Source organism: Pseudomonas fontis (assembly GCF_028656955.1).
Lineage (GTDB): Bacteria > Pseudomonadota > Gammaproteobacteria > Pseudomonadales > Pseudomonadaceae > Aquipseudomonas > Aquipseudomonas fontis.
This window is the reverse complement of record NZ_JAMDGY010000084.1, coordinates 18,103-36,660: the sequence shown is the minus strand read 5'-3', so window position 1 is coordinate 36,660 and position 18,558 is coordinate 18,103. Positions and strand designations below refer to the sequence as shown.

12 protein-coding genes are annotated in these 18,558 nt (G+C 63.4%); 7 read left to right on the top strand and 5 right to left on the bottom strand.

Annotated features, from left to right (window positions below):
• Positions 1-47: 47 nt before the first annotated feature.
• The 4 genes from mdtD to M5G11_RS22435 all read right to left on the bottom strand — a co-directional run bounded on the left by mdtD (position 48) and on the right by M5G11_RS22435 (position 6,181).
• On the bottom strand, positions 48-1,475 hold the full coding sequence (gene mdtD / locus M5G11_RS22450) for a multidrug transporter subunit MdtD (protein ID WP_273913714.1): 1,428 nt from the start codon (positions 1,473-1,475) through the stop codon (positions 48-50).
• Between the two features lie 98 nt (positions 1,476-1,573).
• Positions 1,574-2,905, bottom strand: coding sequence for a TldD/PmbA family protein (locus M5G11_RS22445; RefSeq protein WP_273913713.1), 1,332 nt, complete (start codon positions 2,903-2,905; stop codon positions 1,574-1,576).
• Positions 2,905-4,347 carry a TldD/PmbA family protein gene (locus M5G11_RS22440; protein ID WP_273913712.1) on the bottom strand — a complete coding sequence of 481 codons (1,443 nt, stop codon included), beginning with the start codon at positions 4,345-4,347 and terminating at the stop codon, positions 2,905-2,907. Before M5G11_RS22440 ends, M5G11_RS22445 begins: the two co-directional genes overlap by 1 nt.
• A 31-nt stretch (positions 4,348-4,378) precedes the next feature.
• Positions 4,379-6,181, bottom strand: a complete 1,803-nt coding sequence (locus M5G11_RS22435; RefSeq protein WP_273913711.1) for an acyl-CoA dehydrogenase — start codon at positions 6,179-6,181, stop codon at positions 4,379-4,381.
• 282 nt (positions 6,182-6,463) lie between these two features.
• Between M5G11_RS22435 and M5G11_RS22430 the strand changes: the two genes are divergently transcribed.
• Positions 6,464-6,985, top strand: a complete 522-nt coding sequence (locus M5G11_RS22430) for a hypothetical protein (RefSeq protein WP_273913710.1) — start codon at positions 6,464-6,466, stop codon at positions 6,983-6,985.
• Positions 6,986-6,988: 3 nt separating this feature from the next.
• A complete protein-coding gene (locus M5G11_RS22425; RefSeq protein WP_273913709.1) occupies positions 6,989-7,453 on the top strand; it encodes a hypothetical protein in 465 nt (154 codons plus the stop codon).
• Positions 7,454-7,793: 340 nt separating this feature from the next.
• Here M5G11_RS22425 and putA read toward each other — a convergent pair whose 3' ends face one another.
• Positions 7,794-11,747, bottom strand: a complete 3,954-nt coding sequence (putA, locus tag M5G11_RS22420; protein ID WP_273913708.1) for a trifunctional transcriptional regulator/proline dehydrogenase/L-glutamate gamma-semialdehyde dehydrogenase — start codon at positions 11,745-11,747, stop codon at positions 7,794-7,796.
• Positions 11,748-12,105: 358 nt separating this feature from the next.
• On the opposite strand from putA, the gene putP reads away from it, so the two are divergent.
• From putP to M5G11_RS22395, 5 genes are all read left to right on the top strand, one after another.
• Positions 12,106-13,590, top strand: a complete 1,485-nt coding sequence (putP, locus tag M5G11_RS22415) for a sodium/proline symporter PutP (RefSeq protein ID WP_273913707.1) — start codon at positions 12,106-12,108, stop codon at positions 13,588-13,590.
• Positions 13,591-13,806: 216 nt separating this feature from the next.
• Positions 13,807-14,643, top strand: a complete 837-nt coding sequence (locus M5G11_RS22410; RefSeq protein ID WP_273913706.1) for a 23S rRNA (adenine(2030)-N(6))-methyltransferase RlmJ — start codon at positions 13,807-13,809, stop codon at positions 14,641-14,643.
• Positions 14,644-14,787: 144 nt separating this feature from the next.
• A complete protein-coding gene (locus tag M5G11_RS22405; protein WP_273913705.1) occupies positions 14,788-16,545 on the top strand; it encodes a carbamoyltransferase family protein in 1,758 nt (585 codons plus the stop codon).
• Positions 16,529-17,659 (top strand): glycosyltransferase, encoded by a 1,131-nt coding sequence (locus tag M5G11_RS22400; protein WP_273913704.1) that lies wholly within the window; start codon positions 16,529-16,531, stop codon positions 17,657-17,659. Before M5G11_RS22405 ends, M5G11_RS22400 begins: the two co-directional genes overlap by 17 nt.
• A complete protein-coding gene (locus M5G11_RS22395) occupies positions 17,659-18,555 on the top strand; it encodes an antimicrobial resistance protein Mig-14 (protein WP_273913703.1) in 897 nt (298 codons plus the stop codon). Before M5G11_RS22400 ends, M5G11_RS22395 begins: the two co-directional genes overlap by 1 nt.
• The last annotated feature ends 3 nt before the right edge of the window (positions 18,556-18,558 follow it).

Genomic DNA, 18,558 nt, shown 5'->3' with positions numbered 1-18,558 from the left:
TGCAAAACAAAATGTCGCGCAGTGTACCAGCCTCGTGGCCATTAGCCCTAAGGCTCCAGTTCCGGTTCCGGACGAGGGGCACGCCTTCCGTCCGTGCTGGCCAGCTGCACGAAGATCGCCGCCGCCAGCATCGACATGATGCCGACGGTCAGGAAAGTCAGCTGGAACGCACCCAGCGTACTCTCCACGCCCTCGGCGCTGCCGGCTGCGGTGAAGCCGCCAAGCAGGGCTCCGGCGCAGGCCACGCCCAGGCTCAGCGACAGTTGCGCGACCACCGACAGCAGGCTGTTGCCGCTGCTGGCGCTGGCGTCGTCGAGGTCGATCAGGGTCACCGTGTTCATGGCGGTGAACTGCATCGAGTTGACCGCGCCGAGCAGGCCGAGCATTACCAGCAGCACGGCATACGGAGTGTGCTCGTTGACCAGGCCCATGCTGCACAGCAGAAGCCCCAGCAGCAGGGTGTTGCCGGTGAGGATGATGCGGTAGCCGAAGCGCTCGATCAGCGGTCGGGCGATGGATTTGGCGAGCATCGCGGCGGCGGCCAGGGGGATCATGCTCATGCCCGCTTGCGACGGTGAGTAACCCAGCGCCACCTGCAGCAGCAGCGGCACCAGGAACGGCAGGGCGCCACTGCCCAGGCGGGCGAACAGGTTGCCGATGATGCCGACCGAGAAGGTCCGGGTGCGGAACAGCTTGGGCGCGAACAGCGGGTCGTCGATGCGCCCGGCGCGCAGCCAGTAGGCGGCCAGGCAAGCCATGCCGGCAAACAGCAGGAGCATCACCCGCAGGTGCGGCAGGTGCAGCTCGCCCAGGCCTTCCATGGCGATGGTGATCAGCACCATCGCCGCGCCGAACAGCACGAAGCCGATGCCGTCAAAGCGGGTGCGTTCGCTGCCGCGCAGGTCGGGGATGAACTTCCACACCGCGTAGCAGCCCAGGGCGCCGACCGGGAGGTTGAGCAGGAAGATCCAGTGCCAGCTGAGGATCTCCACCAGCCAGCCGCCCATGGTCGGGCCGAGCAAGGGCCCGAGCAGGCCGGGGATGGTGATGAAGCTCATGATCCGCACCAACTCCGAGCGCGGGTAGGCGCGCAGCACCACCAGGCGCCCGACTGGCAGCATCAAGGCGCCGCCCAGGCCCTGGATGACGCGGGCCCCGACCAGCATGCCGAGGCTGCTGGCCAGGGCGCAGAGCAGTGAGCCGAGGCTGAACAGCAGGATCGCCCCGAAGAAGATGCGCTTGGTGCCGAAGCGGTCGGCGATCCAGCCGGAGGCGGGGATCAGCAGGGCCACGGTGAGCATGTAGGCGATGATCACCGACTGCATGCGCAGCGGGTCTTCGGCGAGGTCGCGGGCCATGGCCGGCAGGGCGGTGTTGAGGATCGTGCCGTCCAGGGACTGCATGAAGAAGGCGATGGCCACCACCCAGGGGATCCAGCGGGCGGTGACGGGGTCTAGCGCAGGGCGGGTGGGCATGGGTGTCCTTTAGGGCCGCATCGCCGGCAAGGCCGGCTCCCACAGTTCAAGGCAGCACATCACCCCTGTGGGAGCCGGCTTTGCCGGCGATAGGGCCATCACAATGTCAGCGTAAGACGCGCAACCAGCGCCCCCGGCAAATGGCTCGAACTGGTCTGGCGCTGCCCGTAAGTGCTGGTCGACAGGATCAGCTCGCGCTCACGCGTCAGGGCTTCAAGGTGCGAGCCCAACAAACTGTAGACGCTGTCATCGAAACGCATGGTGCTGACCGGCGCCTGGATCTGCCCGTCTTCCACCCAGAACGTGGCAAAGCGCGTCAGCCCGGTCATGCGCGCGGCCGGCAGGTCGGAATAGTTCAGGTACCAGAGGTTGCTGATGTACAGGCCCGTGCCCAGTGCCTTGAGCACATCGGCCTCGGCCAGCTCGCCCGGCGCCATGCTTAGCGCCGTGGCCGACTCGTAGCGCTCGGCACCATTGGCTACGCGCTGGAACTCTGCCGCGCTGCGCGCACTGGTCAGTTGCTCGCGCGCCTGCCCCTGCTCGATCAGGCGCAGGTCGCTGCGCGGATAGCCTTCCTCGGAGAACGCCGGGCTCAGCGAGCCGCTGACCTGCTCGGTCATGCTCACCAGCGGGCTCATCGCGCTGTCGCCGCCATACAGGCGCTGCAACGGGCTGTTCTTGCTGGCGATGGACTGCGCCGAAAAACCGCCCCAGTTGAGCATGCCGATGATCTCGTCCATCGCCGCTGGCGCCAGGTACGCGCGGTATTCGCCGGGTGCCAGGGCCTTGGGCGGTCGGCCCAGATGCTCCAGTTGCGCGCGGGCCTGGGCCATGCGCCGGGCGAAGGCGCTCGGGTCCCAGGTTTGCCCGGCATAGTTGGCTTTGACCGCCTCGCCGTTGGCGTGGAACAGGCTGAAATCGAAGTTGAAACTGTTGGCCTGATGCCAGCCAAAGGCCCCGTGCGAACTGGCAAACCCCAGGCTGATCGGGCCGGCGGCATAGATCCCGACCAGGTCCAGCTCACCGGCGCTGTCGCTGATCTGCTGGAGCACCTGGGCGCTGTCGGGCAGTGGCTGGTCCTGCACGTTGTGGCTCTGCCAACTGCTGTCGTTGAGTTGCAGGTACGGGTCTTGCGGGATCAGCGGCAGGGTTTGGCGCAGTTGCTCCAGCGCTTCAAATAAGCGCTGGCGGTCGACTTCGCCGTCACCGCTGAGGGTCATGTGCAGGCTGGCCTGGCGACCGTCGTCGATCAGCTTGAGGCTTGCTCCGGCCTGCTGCACTTCGCCGGCCTGGCGCACCTTGGCGTGGTTGAAGCGGATGAACTGCGACTGCTCGCCGCTGTAGCTCAGGGTGAACTGCTCCTGGCCGCGCAGGTTGTCGCGCAGGTCGCTGACCAGCGCCTGGAAATGCTGCAAAGCGGTGGCGGCCATCAGGCGTCTCCTCCGAATACGTCGATCTGGCTGAACACGCAGGCCGGGGAGGCATGGCCGACCCGCACCACCTGGTTCGGCTCGCCCTTGCCGCAGTTTGGCGTGCCGAGCACCTGGTTGGTGCTGGCGTCGCCGACTGCGCTGAGGTTGCGCCAGAAGCTTGAGGAAATACCGCGATAGTTGGGGTTTTTCACCACGCCCTTGAGTTCGCCGTTCTCGATCAACTGGCCCCACTCGCAGCCGAACTGGAACTTGTTGCGCGCATCGTCAATGGACCAGGAGCGGTTGGTACGCATCAGGATGCCCTGCTCGATACCGCCGATCAGTTGCTCCAGCGTTTGATTGCCCGGCTCGATGTTGAGGTTGGCCATGCGGTCGATAGGGGCACGGTTCCAGCTGCATGCGCGGCTGTTGGCAACACCGTCCAGGCCCGAGCGGAACTGCGACAGCGCACCACCCAACGGGCGCACCAGCAGGCCGTCGCGGATCAGCAACTGCTTGCTTGCCGGCGTGCCGTCGTCGTCATGGGCGTAGCTGGCGAGTTCTTCCGGGATGGCCGGGTCGAAGGTCACGTTGAGCAGCTTGGAGCCGTATTGCAGATGGCCGAAGTCGCTGGCGTTGACGAAGCTGGTGCCGGCGTAGTTGCGCTCATCCCCAAGAATGCGGTCCATCTCCAGCGGGTGGCCGATCGACTCGTGGATCTGCAGCATCATCTGGTCGGGCATCAGCAGCAGGTCGCGCACCCCGCTTGGGGTATTGGGCGCCAGCAGCAGTTGCAGCGCCTGCTCGGCGACCCGGGCGCCGGCGCCGTTGAGGGCAAAACGCTCGACCACATCGAAACCGCCCTGCTGGCCGAAGTTCTCCCGGCCCAGGGTACGGCTCTGGCTGTCCTGGCCGTCGTAGGCGGTGACGTTGAAGCCGGGGAACACGAAGCGCTGGGCCTGGCGCAATTCAGCGCCGGCATTGTTCAGGTAGATCTGTTCGATGGTGCTCAGGCCCAGGCTGGCCTGCCAGTTCACCAGGCGGCTGTCGCTCGGCACGCTGGCGGATTCGCGGGCCAGCAGGTCGTAGCAGTCGCGCAGGGAAGGGAAGGCCTTGTCATGGTTGGGCGAGGCATAGTCGGCGCGGCCGCTGGCCACGGCCTGGGTGCTCAGGTCGAGCAGGGCATGGCGGGCGATCTGCCGGGCGAGGGCTTCGGCCTGGTCCAGCGCACGTTGCAGGCCGGCCTGGGAGACGTCGGCGGTGGCCGCATAGGCCTCGACGCCGTTGACCCGCACGGTGAGCATCGCGCCTTCGTCACGGCCCAGGCTGGGGGGCTCGGCCACGTTCTTGCGCACTGACAGGTGTTGGTCGGACTGCTGCACATGGCGCAGCGAGAAGAACTCGGCGCCGCTGCGCAAACCAGCAAAACGCTGGCGCAGCGACGCAGTGATATCGAACATGCGTGAACCTCCGTGTGCCGGTGGTTCCCCCTCAGAACCACTCGTCGTGCATGCTCAGGCAGGTGTCGTCGCGGGCCTCGAGCAGTGCGAGGTCATTATGGCAGCCCGGTACTTCCCAGGTGAGGAAAAACCGCGCGGCCTGCAATTTGCCACGATAGAAGTCCGCGTCAGCCGGGTTGCCGCCGGCCAGCCCCTGTTCGGCGCGGATCGCCTGTTCCAGCCAGCGCCAGCCGATCACGCAATGGCCGAAGGCCTTGAGGTACAGCGCCGAGTTGGCCAGTGCGCTGTTGACCTGGCCTTGGGCGAGGTCGCCGAGCAGGCCCAGGGTCACGCTTTGCAGGCGAGTGGCCAGTTGCTCCAGTGGCTGGCGCAAGGCATCGAGGCCTGGGAACTGCTGGGCGCTTGCGCAGGTGCCGGCGATCAGCCGCACCAGTTGCTTGAGCCCGGCACCGCCGTTCTGCGCCAGCTTGCGCCCGAGCAGGTCGAGGGACTGGATGCCGTGGGTGCCCTCGTGAATCGGGTTCAGGCGGTTGTCGCGGTAGTACTGCTCTACCGGGTACTCGCGGGTATAGCCGTGGCCGCCGAGAATCTGGATCGCCAGTTCGTTGGCCTTGAGGCAGAACTCCGAGGGCCAGGACTTGACGATCGGGGTCAGCAGGTCGAGCAGTTCGTGGGCTTGCTGGCGGGTGGTTTCGCTGTCGCCGGTCTGGGTGTCGTCGAACAGTCGCGCAGCGTACAGGCCCAGGTCGAAGGCGCCTTCGACGTAGGCTTTCTGGGTCAGCAGCATGCGTTTTACGTCGGTGTGGGCAATGATCGGCACGGCGGCGGTGGATGGGTCCTTGTTGTCCAGTGGCCGGCCTTGCGGGCGTTGGCGGGCGTAGTCCAGTGAGTACAGGTAGCCGGCGTAGCCGAGCATCACTGCGCCCATGCCGACGCCGATGCGCGCCTCGTTCATCATCTGGAACATGCAGGCCAGGCCCTGGTGCGGCTTGCCGACCAGGTAGCCGATGCACTGGCCATTGTCACCGAAGTTCAGCGCGGTGGAGGTGGTGCCGCGCCAGCCCATCTTGTGGAACAGCCCGGCCAGCAGCACGTCGTTGCGCGCACCGAGGCTGCCGTCGGTGTTGACCAGGAACTTGGGCACGATGAACAGCGAGATGCCTTTCACCCCGGCGGGGGCATCGGGCAGCTTGGCCAGGACCATGTGCACGATGTTTTCCGATAGCGAGTGGTCGCCGCCGGAGATGAAGATCTTGTTGCCACGCAGGCGGTAGCTGCCGTCTGCGGCGGGTTCGGCGCGGGTGCGGATGTCGGCCAGCGAGGAACCTGCGTGGGGTTCGGTCAGGGCCATGGTGCCGAAGAAGCGTCCGTCGATCATCGGTTGCAGGAACAGGCGTTTCTGTTCTTCGCTGCCGAAGCTTTCGATCAGGTTGGCGGCGCCCATGGTCAGGAACGGGTAGGCCGTGGTGCCGGCGTTGGCGGCCTGGAAGTGGGCGAAGCAGGCTTGCGAGAGCAGGGTCGGCAACTGCATGCCGCCGGCGTCGAAATCGCGGTTGGCGTTGAGGAAGCCGGCTTCGAGGAAGGCCTCGACGGCGGGTTTGACTTCGGGGATCAGGATGGCTTCGCCGTTCTCGTAGCGCGGCTCGTTTTCATCGCCCTTGCGGTTGTGCGGGGCGAAGTATTTCTCGGCGATGGTGCGCGCGGTGGCCAGGGCAGCATCGAAGGTTTCGCGGCTGTGCTCGCTGAAGCGTTCGCGCTGGGTAAGGGCCTCGGCGTCGAGCACTTCGTAGAGTTCGAAGGCCAGGTTGCGGGCGCTGAGCAGGGTCTCGGACATGACGGTGTTCCTGATCGGGGATGGGCCGAGTCTAGGCAGCTGTCGCGGGAGTGCACAGTGAAATTGATGGGGGTGATAGTGGGGTAGAAGGTGGGGCGCTTTGGTGCTGTGCGACTGAGGTCGGTGGGTTTCGGAATGCTCTTACCGTAGCGTGGGACGCAGGTGACATATCTATTGGTAGCAAGCCCCTATTTTGTGCTGTCAGTTACTGAATGGGCTTCAATCACTATGTCTTCAGCAGAGTATTCCCCGCATGCCGGTGGTAACTCACGGGTATCAACCGTGGCGCCGATGTTTTTTGTCGTGTCCGTACGCAAGTTGTTGGTCATGCAGTTCTTTACGTTGGGCTTTTACCTGACTTACTGGGGCTATCGAAACTGGAAGTTGTACAAGGCTGCAACCGGCGCACGCGTAATGCCGTTGGTTCGATGTCTGTTCAACATATTCTTTATTTATTCTTTGCTGGCCAAGGTAGATCGCAGGCTGGATGACGAGGGCAGAGGGCATGCCTGGTCGCCGGCCTGGTTGACGTTTACGCTGGTCGTGTCGGCTTTGGGCGCAGCGGCTTTGTACAAGTGGGTTTCGCTGTTTCCGGTGATGAGCCTGATTGCCAATTTCGGGTTGCTGATAGTTCAGTCACTGGCGCTTGCCAAGATCCAGCGGGGAATAAATTTCTGTGAGGCCGACCTGACCGGGAAGGCCAACGCCAGGTTGACGCCGGCCAACTGGGCGTGGATTGCACCGGGTGCATTACTCTGGGTAGTGAGTGTGGTCATGACCGTCTCATTGGTTGGCGGAGCCTAAGTCATGAACACTACTGAAATACCTTCAACTGCGTCCCCGGCGCCCTCTTTGTTTGTCTATGTGCCGATGAGAATGTTCGTCGTTCTGAGTGTGGTGACACTGGGGCTGTATTGGTATGTCTGGTTCTATCGGAACTGGGCGCGGTACAACGAGGTGAAAGGGCTCGACCTGATTCCTTTGTTGCGCTGCCTGTTCCCGATATTTTTTGTGTATGGGCTCTGCCGGAAGGTGGATCGCTACGTCAAGGCGACCGGGCGGGAACATGAGTGGTCTCCCGATGATGCGGCCATTGCCTATATCGCCCTGAGTGTCGGCTTGTGGCTGGTGTCGAACTTCATGGCGGTGGGTTCTGTTTTGTTTGCGGTGATTACCTTGGTTGTTTTTATTCATCAGATCTGGGCGCTTGCCAATGTGCAACGTGCGATCAATGCGGCACAGGAAGAGGGTGGCTGTGAAGAGGGTGAGTGACGGACGCCCTAAACATGGCGACCGCCACGTAGCCGCCGCCTTTGGGAGCCCTCACGGGCTCCAGCGCAGCCTAGCGGCAGCGGCTACAAAAGTGGTGCAAGACAGTTGTACCCATGGGCATCAATAGCCAGGGCGTCATATCAGTTGTCGGTCGTTGCTGATCGTCCGCGTGTTGTGGCGGCTGCAAGTTGAATGAGAGGCCGCCGGCCCTATCGCTGGCAAGGCTAGCTCCCACAGTGTTGATGGCGCCTGCAATTTCTGTGGGAGCCGGCCTTGCCGGCGATGAGGCCTGCACAAAAAAAGGAGAGCAATGCTCTCCTTTCTGTTTACCGCAAACGGCTTAGCCGATAGTCATCAAGCTCGCATTACCACCCGCAGCAGCAGTGTTGACGCTCAACGCACGCTCGATCACCAGGCGCTCCAGGGCAATCCCGGTATCGCCCGACGACAGGCCGTGCACGCCAACGATGGCACCGGCACGCTTGGCCACCTGCTCGCACACGCCGCGCAGCTGGTCCGAGTCGCCGTGGTGCAGGACCGCGTCGAACACCACCTCGTCCTTGTTCCAGTCCGCCACCAACTGGATGCGCGCCTGCACATCCTTCGGCAGACGGGCACGCAGGGACTTGCCCGGCTCGCCATCAACCAGCACCGCCGAACTACCCACCGCCAATACGGCCGCCAACTGGGTCAGCAGGTCCGCCTCGGCATCCGCCAGGCACAGCACGTGCTCGCGCGGCAGGATGGTGTAGCTGTTGCGCTCGCCGGTCGGGCCCGCCAGCAGACGGCTCACGCCGCTTTGCGACTGCTGGGCGAACTGCTCGCACAGGTGCGCCAGGTCAGCATTCTGGTTGCTAGCAGCCCACGACTTGAACGAGTCCAGCGGCTTGAGCAGCACTTCACGCAGGCGGCTGTCCGGCAGGTTGTCGCCATCGGCACGCTTGAACGATTGCTCGATCGCATCAGCTGGACGGGTCGACAGCAGGCGGTACAGGTACAGCGGGCCACCGGCCTTGGGACCAGTACCCGACAAGCCTTCACCACCAAACGGCTGCACGCCGACCACGGCACCCACGATGTTGCGGTTGACGTAGACGTTGCCGGCATTGACGTTGTCGATCACCTTGGCGATGGTCTCGTCGATACGGGTATGCACGCCCAGGGTCAGGCCGTAGCCCGATGCGTTGATCTGCTCGATCAACTGGTCGAGGTTCTTGCGGTTGTAGCGCACGACGTGCAATACCGGGCCGAAGATCTCGCGTTGCAGCTCGTCGAAGCTTTCCAGCTCGATCAGGGTCGGCATCACGAAGGTGCCACGCTTGATCTCTTCACCATCAGCGATCGCCATCTGGTACACGCTGCGACCTTTGTCACGCATGCCCTGGATGTGCTTCTCGATGCCCGCCTTGGCTTCGGCATCGATCACCGGGCCGATATCGACCGAGAGGCGCTCCGGGTTGCCCAGGCGACTTTCCGCCATGGCGCCCTTGAGCATTTCGATCACGCGGTCAGCCGAGTCTTCCTGCAGGCACAGCACGCGCAGTGCCGAGCAGCGCTGGCCGGCGCTGTCGAAGGCCGAAGACACCACGTCGACGACCACTTGTTCGGTCAGCGCGGAAGAGTCGACGATCATCGCGTTCTGGCCACCGGTTTCGGCGATCAGCGGGATCGGACGGCCCTGGTTGTCCAGGCGCCCGGCAATGTTGCGCTGCAGCAGGCGCGCCACTTCGGTGGAGCCGGTGAACATCACGCCCTTGACGCGATCATCACCCACCAGGCGGGCACCGACGGTTTCGCCGCGGCCCGGCAGCAGTTGCACGACGCCTTCCGGAATACCGGCTTCGAGCAGCAGGCGAACGGCTTGTGCAGCAATCAGCGGAGTCTGTTCGGCCGGCTTGGCCAGCACCGGGTTACCGGCTGCCAGCGCAGCAGCAACCTGGCCGCTGAAGATCGCCAGCGGGAAGTTCCATGGGCTGATGCACACCACCGGGCCCAGTGGGCGGTGGGCGTCGTTGCTGAAGTCGTTGCGTGCCTGCACTGCGTAGTAACGCAGGAAGTCGACCGCTTCACGCACTTCGGCGATGGCGTTGGCGTAGGTCTTGCCAGCTTCGCGGGCCAGCAGGCCCATCAGCGGCTGGATCTCGCCTTCCATCAGGTCAGCGGCACGCTCCAGAATGGCCGCGCGTTCGGCTGGCGGGGTGGCCTGCCAGATCGGTGCAGCGTTCAGGGCGCACTGGATGGCGTTGTCGACGTCGACAACGGTGGCTTCCTGCACATGGCCGACCACGTCGCGATGATCCGACGGGTTGAGTACCGCTGCAGCCGGTTCGTTGCTGGCGGTGCAGCCCAGCAGTGGCGTGGCTTTCCAGTCGGTGTGGGCAGTTGCCAGCAGGGCGCAGGACAGCGACGCCAGGCGATGTTCGTTGGCCATGTCGATACCGGCCGAGTTGGCGCGCTCGCTACCGTACAGGTCACGCGGCAGCGGGATACGCGGGTGCGGCAGGCCGAAACCGCCTTCCTGGGTGGCCATCTGCTCGATGGTGGCTACCGGGTCGGCAACCAGTTCCTGGATCGAAATCGACTGGTCGGCAATGCGGTTGACGAACGAGGTGTTCGCGCCGTTTTCCAGCAGGCGACGCACCAGGTAGGCCAGCAGTGTTTCGTGGGTGCCGACCGGTGCATAGACGCGGCACGGACGGTTCAGCTTGCCATCGGCAACCTTGCCCACCACTTGCTCGTACAGCGGTTCGCCCATGCCGTGCAGGCATTGGAACTCGTACTGGCCCGGGTAGTAGTTCTGCCCGGCGATCTGGTAGATGGCCGACAGGGTGTGGGCGTTGTGCGTGGCGAACTGCGGGTAGATGACTTCCGGCACCGAGAGCAGTTTGCGTGCGCAGGCAATGTAGGACACGTCGGTGTACACCTTGCGGGTGTAGACCGGGTAGCCTTCCAGGCCTTCAACCTGGGCGCGCTTGATCTCGCTGTCCCAGTAGGCGCCTTTCACCAGGCGGATCATCAGGCGGTGACGGCTGCGGCGGGCCAGGTCGATCACGTAGTCGATCACGTACGGGCAACGCTTCTGGTAGGCCTGGATCACGAAGCCGATACCGTTCCAGCCGGTCAGCTGTGGTTCGAAGCACAGGCGCTCGAGCAGGTCCAGCGACAGCTCCAGGCGGTCGGCTTCCTCGGCGTCGATGTTCAGGCCGATGTCGTATTGCTTGGCCAGCAGGGTCAGCGACAGCAGGCGCGGGTACAGCTCGTCCATCACGCGCTCGTACTGGGCGCGGCTGTAGCGCGGGTGCAGGGCCGAGAGCTTGATCGAGATGCCCGGGCCTTCATAGATGCCACGGCCATGGGAGGCCTTGCCGATCGAGTGGATCGCTTGCTCGTAGGAGGCCAGGTATTTCTGTGCGTCGTGCTCGGTCAGTGCCGCTTCGCCGAGCATGTCGTAGGAGTAGCGGAAGCCCTTGGCTTCGAACTTGCTCGCGTTGGCCAGGGCCTCGGCGATGGTTTCGCCGGTGACGAACTGTTCGCCCATCAGGCGCATGGCCATGTCGACGCCCTTGCGGATCATCGGCTCGCCGCTCTTGCCGATGATGCGGCTGAGCGAGGAGGTCAGGCCGGATTCGTTGTGCGTGGAGACCAGCTTGCCGGTCAGCAGCAGGCCCCAGGTCGCAGCGTTGACGAACAGCGACGGGCTGTTGCCCAGGTGCGGCTGCCAGTTGCCGGTGCTGATCTTGTCGCGGATCAGCGCGTCACGGGTGCCCTTGTCCGGGATACGCAGCAGCGCTTCGGCCAGGCACATCAGCGCCACGCCTTCCTGGGACGACAGGGAGAACTCCTGCAGCAGGCCCTGGACGATGCCGGCACGGCCGCCAGCGCTCTTCTGGTTGCGCAGTTTTTCAGCGATGCCGGCGGCCAGCTTGTTGGTGGCTTCGGCCATGGCGGCCGGCAGGCGTGCCTGTTCCAGCAGCATCGGCACCACTTCCGGCTCAGGGCGGCGGTAGGCGGCCGTGATGGAGGCGCGCAGTACCGACTGCGGCAGGATGCTTTCCGCGAATTCCAGGAAGCACTGGTGGGCGTGGTCGGTCTGCACTTCACCGGCTTCGTCGGCGGAGTTGCTGGCCTGACCGCTGAGTTCGGTCAGGGTGGCGCCACCCTCGAGCTTCTCCAGGTAATTGAAGATCGCCTGCTTGATCAACCAATGCGGCGTGCGGTCAATGGACTGCGCAGCGGCTTTGAGTCGCTCACGGGTAGGGTCGTCGAGTTTGACCCCAAGGGTGGTCGTCGCCATTTCTTATCCTCATTATTGCCACGGGGGGTGTGGCGTAAGCTGGCGCCAAGATTAGCCCTGCGCGATTTTGGGTGCAACCTAGTGCAACCCAAAAAGATGATGAAATAAGTGCAACTCGTCTGACAGGTAAAACCACACAGCAAAAATGGCTGTTTGTGGTGCGTTTTGATCTGTAAATCGATTCTCTTGCTCCAAAAAGGAGCAAAAAAGTGCTGTTCTTGAATATTTCCGACGAGGTGCAACTACATTGTAAAAACTGGTTGCACCTCGTTCGCGTTGTTGCATAGCATGCATCGCCTGGGTGCAACCTCTTTTCGAGGGTGCGGCTACATAAAAACAAACGCCAGGGCGCAACATCATGAGTGTAAGTAACCCAACCTTGATCACGTTCGTGATCTACATTGCGGCAATGGTGCTGATCGGCTTGATGGCCTATCGCTCCACGAACAACCTCTCCGACTACATCCTCGGTGGCCGTAGCCTCGGTAGCGTGGTAACCGCGCTGTCGGCCGGTGCCTCGGACATGAGCGGCTGGCTGCTGATGGGCCTGCCGGGCGCCATCTACATGTCGGGTCTGTCGGAAGCCTGGATCGCCATTGGCCTGGTCATTGGTGCCTACCTGAACTGGCTGTTCGTCGCCGGCCGTCTGCGTGTGCAGACCGAGCACAACGGCGATGCACTGACCCTGCCGGACTACTTCTCCAGCCGTTTTGAAGACAAGAGCGGCCTGCTGCGGATCATCTCCGCCGTGGTCATCCTGGTGTTCTTCACTATCTATTGCGCCTCCGGCATCGTGGCGGGTGCCCGTCTGTTCGAAAGCACCTTCGGCATGTCCTACGAGACCGCGCTGTGGGCCGGTGCTGCCGCGACCATCGCCTACACCTTCGTGGGTGGCTTCCTGGCCGTGAGCTGGACGGACACCGTGCAGGCCACGCTGATGATCTTCGCGCTGATCCTGACCCCGGTGATCGTGCTGATCGCGACCGGTGGCGTCGATACCACCTTCCTGGCCATCGAAGCGCAAGACCCGTCGAACTTCGACATGCTCAAGGGCACCACCTTCATCGGCATCGTGTCGCTGATGGGCTGGGGTCTGGGCTACTTCGGCCAACCGCACATCCTGGCGCGCTTCATGGCGGCGGATTCGGTCAAGTCGATTGCCAAGGCCCGTCGCATCTCCATGACCTGGATGATCCTGTGCCTGGCCGGTACCTGTGCCGTTGGCTTCTTCGGTATCGCCTACTTCTCGGCGCACCCTGAAGTCGCGGGCCCGGTCACCGAGAACCACGAGCGTGTGTTCATCGAGCTGGCCAAGATCCTGTTCAACCCATGGATCGCTGGTGTGTTGCTGTCGGCCATTCTGGCTGCCGTGATGAGCACCCTGAGCTGCCAGTTGCTGGTGTGCTCGAGCGCCCTGACCGAAGACTTCTACAAGACCTTCCTGCGTAAAAATGCTTCGCAGCTGGAACTGGTCTGGGTCGGTCGCCTGATGGTGCTGGCAGTTGCGTTGATCGCCATCGCCATGGCCTCGAACCCGAACAACCGCGTTCTGGGCCTGGTCAGCTACGCCTGGGCCGGCTTCGGTGCGGCCTTCGGTCCTGTGGTGCTGATCTCGGTACTGTGGAAAGGCATGACCCGTAACGGCGCACTGGCCGGTATCCTGGTCGGCGCGATCACCGTGATCGTGTGGAAACACTTCGAGCTGCTGGGCCTGTATGAAATCATCCCGGGCTTCATCTTCGGCAGCCTGGCGATCTACCTGGTGAGCAAGCTGGGTAGCCCGTCGAGCGCGATGGTTTCGCGTTTCGAAAGCGCTGATGCGGCGTACCACGCTGGCAAGTAATCCCTGCCTGAGTGGTGCCTGACAAAGGCCCGACCTTCGCTGAAGGTCGGGCCTTTGTCGTTTTAATCGTTATGGGGCGGCGTTGCAGCGACTCGGCTTGCCGCAGGAAGTGCTGCAGGGCAGTTGCTCGCACATTCATTTGCATCCCTCCCGGGATGCTGGATGAGGACGGCGTCGGTCTGACAAGGTAAACTTCCCGGTCTTGCAGGAGTTGCCATGAACTATCGTCACGCCTTCCACGCCGGCAACCACGCCGACGTCTTCAAACACCTTGTGCTGACTCGGCTGATCGCCTTGATGTCGCGCAAGGAACAGCCTTTCGCCTACCTCGACACCCATGCCGGGCTGGGCCTGTACGACCTGCAGGGCGACCAGGCGAGCCGCACTGGTGAATACCTCGAAGGTGTCGCCAGGCTCTGGGGGCGCGACGACCTGCCAGAAGCGGCGGCCGACTACCTGCGCATCCTGCGCAAGATGAACCCCGACGGCGAGCTGCGCTACTACCCCGGCTCCCCCGAGCTTGCCCGTCGCCTGGCGCGTCAGCAGGACCGCGTGCTGCTCAACGAGAAGCACCCCGAAGACGGGCGCATGCTCAAGGACAACATGAAGAAGGACCCGCGCGTCGCCGTGCACCTGGGCGAGGGCTGGCATGTGCCGCGTGCCCTGTTGCCGGTGGCGGAAAAGCGCGCGGTGATGCTGATCGACCCGCCGTTCGAGCAGGCCGACGAGCTCAAGCGCTGCACCGTGGCCATGAAAGAGACGATCGGTCGCATGCGCCAGACCGTCGCGGCCATCTGGTACCCGATCAAGGACCAGCGCCAGCTGGTGCGTTTCTATCAGGACCTGACCAGCACCGGCGCGCCGAAACTGCTGCGCGTCGAGCTGTACGTGCACCCGCAGGATTCGCCGCAGGGCCTGAACGGTTCGGGCCTGGCCATCGCCAACCCACCGTGGGGCCTGGAGGAAGAGCTGCGTACGCTGCTGCCATGGCTGGCTGAAACGCTGGCACAAACCCAGGGCAGCTGGCGCATGGATTGGCTGATCGCCGAGTAGGCAATATTACGCTTTGTATTCGGGGTGTAACGCTGTGCAACGGCTAGGGTCATTGCGCAGCGCTTTACGTTATAATCCCGCCCTTTCGCTGCCATCCGCCCATGAGGCCGAGGCGCAACTTTTAAGATTGAAGAGGCTAGACCCTTGGCATTGACGATTCTTGGCCTGTCCGGCGCCCTTAGTCATGACCCTTCCGCAGCCCTGTACATCGACGGCAAGCTGATCGCCGCCGCTGAGGAAGAGCGCTTCGTACGCGATAAACATGCAAAGAACCGCATGCCCTACGAGTCGGCGAAATTCTGTCTGGAACAGGCCGGCATCAAGCCCTCCGACGTTGACGTGGTGACCATTCCATTCGCCCCGATCAGCCTGTTCGGCAAGGCCCGCTGGCACTACGCCAAGCGCTACTGGTACGCCCCGGACCGCGCCCTCGACGCGATCCTGATGGGCAATCGTCGCTACAAGCGCTACCGCAAGAAGATCGTCTGGTGCCTGGAGCAACTGGGTTTTGACCCGAAAAAGGTCAAGATCGAGCCGGTCGAGCACCACCTGGCGCACGCCTCCAGTGCCTACCACTGCTCGGGCTTCCAGGAAAAAACCGCGATCCTCGGGATCGACGGCAAAGGTGAATACGCCACCACGTTCTTCGGCTACGGCGAAAACGGCAAGATCCACAAGATCAAGGAATTCTTCGATCCGGACTCCCTCGGCGGCCTGTATGGCGCGATCACCGAGTTCCTCGGTTTCGAGATGCTCGACGGCGAGTTCAAGGTCATGGGCATGGCGCCGTACGGCGACGCCAGCAAATACGACTTCTCGCGCCTGGCCAGCTTTGAAAACGGCGAACTGGTGATCAACACCGAGTACGCCAACGTCATCGGCCTGCGCCGCTACAAAGAGAAGGGCAAAGGCTTCTACTTCACGCCGAAGCTGATCGAGTGGCTGGGTCCGAAGCGCGAAGGCGACATCGCCGACGAGCCGTACATCCACTACGCGGCGAGCATGCAGGCGCTGTTCGAGAAGCTGGCCCTGCAGATGATCGACCACTACCTGGGCGACATCCTCAAGGAAACCGGCAAGCTGGCCTTCGCGGGCGGCTGCGCACTGAACGTGAAGCTGAACCAGAAGATCATCGCGCGCCCCGACGTCAAGGAACTGTTCGTCCAGCCGGCCTCCGGCGATGCCGGTACCGCGGTCGGTGCAGCAGCCTATGTGTCGCACGCCCGTGGCGTACCGGTCGAGAAGATGGAACACGTCTACCTCGGCCCTGCGTACTCCAACGAAGACGTGATCGCCGCCTGCGCCCGTCACCCGAGTGCGCCGACCTGGCGCAAGCTCGACAACATGCCTGAGCAGATCGCCAAGATCATGGTCGATGGCAACCCGGTGGCCTGGTTCCAGGGCCGCATGGAGTTTGGCCCGCGCGCCCTGGGTGGTCGTTCGATCATTGGTTGCCCAAGCGTTGCCGGCGTGGCTGACCGGATCAACCACCAGATCAAGTTCCGCGAGCGCTGGAGGCCTTTCTGCCCGTCGATGCTCGACACCGTTGCCGCGCAGATGATCAAGATCGATCACCCGGCACCGTTCATGACCTTCACCTTCGAAGTGGCTGAAGAGTGGAAGACCCGCGTGCCGGAAGTCGTCCATGAAGATGGCACCTCGCGGGCCCAGGTGCTCAAGCGCGAGTACAACCCGCGCTACTACGACATGATGAAGGCGCTGGAAGTGCTGACCGGCAACGGCGTGTCGCTGAACACCTCGTTGAACCGTCGTGGTGAGCCGATGATCTGCTCGCCAACCGACGCGCTGAACATGTTCTTCGGTTCCGACCTGCAATACCTGATCATGGAAGACATCCTGGTGGTCAAGGACGGCGCGGACGCCTATGACCAGCTCGGCTGAACGTCGCGTCCTGCAGTTCTGCCACGGTTATGACGGGCCTTTCCTCGACTGCGCCCGTCAGTACGCCAGCCTGTTTGCCGGCAGCGGCTACAAGGTCACCACGGTATTCCTCACTGGCGCCGCCGACCCGCAGGTCGCGGCCGGTTGCGCCAGTGACGAAGTACTGTTCATGGAGTTCAGCTCCAAGGCCATTCGTGGCCTGAAGCTGGGCGCCATCGGTGCACTGAAGAAAATCGCCGCCAGCCGCAATTTCAGCTTTTGCATCGCGCACCGCTTCAAGCCGATCTACATCACCTTGCTGGCCACCCGCCTGCCGGTGATCGGCGTGCATCATGCGTTCGATGACTACAAGCGCGGCAGCCGTCGGCTGTTTGCCAATGTGTTCAGCAAGCGCCTGAGCCTGCTCGGCGTGTCCGATGCGGTGCGCGACGACATGCGCAAGTGCCTGCCCAAGTGGCCGGCCGAACGTATCCAGACGCTGTACAACCGTATCGATATCCAAGCCTTGCAGGCCCACCAGGTACCAGCGGCCGAGGCGCGCCAGGTATTGGGGCTGGACCCGCAGGCATGGATCGTCGGCAACGTCGGTCGCCTGCACCCGGACAAGGACCAGGCCACGCTGTTGCGTGGTTTCGCCAAGGCCTTGCCAAGCCTGCCTGCTGGTGCCCGCCTGGCGGTACTGGGCAAGGGTCGGTTGGAGCAGAATCTCAAGGCGCTGGCCAGCGAGCTGGGCATTGCCGCCCAGGTCGACTTCCTTGGCCAGGTGCCGGACGCCCGTCGCTATTTCCGCGCGTTCGATGCCTTCGCGCTGAGTTCGGACCACGAGCCGTTCGGCATGGTCCTGCTTGAAGCCATGGTTGCTGGCGTGCCGCTGCTGGCCACCGCCTGTGGTGGCGCCATCGAAGTGGTCGAGGGCGTAGGCTTGCTGTTCCCGCTGGGGGATGCCGAGCGCCTGGCCCAGGGCCTGCAACATTTGGCCGGGCTGGACGAGGCGCAGCGCGAGGAATGTGCCGTGCGCATGCTTGAGCGTCTGCACACGCGTTTCTCCGATAGTGCGGTGCGTGAGGCGTTCTGGCGCCTGCCGCACGTTGTTGCACTGACTGCGGAGGCTTGATGCTCAATCGTATTCAAGCCTGGCGTGAGCGCGGCTGGAGCGAAATCGACGCCGCTGCCTATGCCCACGCCTGGCAGCGCTTTGGCGGCAGTGTCGCGACCCATCCGCTGGTGATCGAGCAACTGGCCGACATGGCCCAGATCCCGGTGCGCTACCTGGGGTGGCAGCAGAACGGTGAAGTGAAGGCTGCGATCCCGACCTGGGGGCGCCATGTGGCGTTGTCCAAGGATGTGCTCAAGCGCCACGGCAAGAAAGGCCTGTTCGACCTGGGTAACGCCGAGATCATTCTCCCGGCTGCCAGCGATGCCCAGGCGCCGCTACGTCATGCCGTGCGCTATCTTTCGGCGTTGAGCCAGGGGCGGTTTAGCGGCCTCAAGCCGCAGGCCGAAGAACTGGCCATGGCCCGCCAGCCCGAGGACCTGTCGAAGAAATTCCGCTACAACCAGCGCCGTGAGCTGCGCCTGCTTGAAGAAGCGGGCGGGGTGGTGCGGCCGATCAGTGACTTCAGCAGCGCTGAAATCGCGACGATGTACTGCGACCTGTTCCTGCGCCGCTGGGAATTCCCGGCAACCGGTGCCGAGCGCATGGCCGAAGTGGTCGAGCGCCTGCGCTCGTTGCTGATCGGTTTGGTGGTGTTCCTCAACGATGCACCGATCGCCATTCAGTTGGTGTACAGGGTCGAGGCGCTAGAGTGGGTCAGTGTCGAATACGTCAACGGTGGCGTCGACCCGCAAACCCGCGACTTCAGCCCCGGCAGCGTACTAAGCTTTCTCAACACCCAGTCCGCATGGGAAGACGCGCGAGCGCACGGCAAACCGCTGCGTTTCTCGTTCGGACGGGCTGATCGGGAATACAAGGATCGTTGGTGCGACCGCGTCACCGTATTTCAGGTCTAGCCC

What these genes read in the sequence shown, in the direction of transcription:
- mdtD (WP_273913714.1), bottom strand. Translation starts at nt 1,475, where the DNA reads ATGCCCACCCGCCCTGCGCTAGACCCCGTCACCGCCCGCTGGATCCCC.
- M5G11_RS22445 (WP_273913713.1), bottom strand. Translation starts at nt 2,905, where the DNA reads ATGGCCGCCACCGCTTTGCAGCATTTCCAGGCGCTGGTCAGCGACCTG.
- M5G11_RS22440 (WP_273913712.1), bottom strand. Translation starts at nt 4,347, where the DNA reads ATGTTCGATATCACTGCGTCGCTGCGCCAGCGTTTTGCTGGTTTGCGC.
- M5G11_RS22435 (WP_273913711.1), bottom strand. Translation starts at nt 6,181, where the DNA reads ATGTCCGAGACCCTGCTCAGCGCCCGCAACCTGGCCTTCGAACTCTAC.
- M5G11_RS22425 (WP_273913709.1), top strand. Translation starts at nt 6,989, where the DNA reads ATGAACACTACTGAAATACCTTCAACTGCGTCCCCGGCGCCCTCTTTG.
- putA (WP_273913708.1), bottom strand. Translation starts at nt 11,747, where the DNA reads ATGGCGACGACCACCCTTGGGGTCAAACTCGACGACCCTACCCGTGAG.
- putP (WP_273913707.1), top strand. Translation starts at nt 12,106, where the DNA reads ATGAGTGTAAGTAACCCAACCTTGATCACGTTCGTGATCTACATTGCG.
- M5G11_RS22410 (WP_273913706.1), top strand. Translation starts at nt 13,807, where the DNA reads ATGAACTATCGTCACGCCTTCCACGCCGGCAACCACGCCGACGTCTTC.
- M5G11_RS22400 (WP_273913704.1), top strand. Translation starts at nt 16,529, where the DNA reads ATGACCAGCTCGGCTGAACGTCGCGTCCTGCAGTTCTGCCACGGTTAT.
- M5G11_RS22395 (WP_273913703.1), top strand. Translation starts at nt 17,659, where the DNA reads ATGCTCAATCGTATTCAAGCCTGGCGTGAGCGCGGCTGGAGCGAAATC.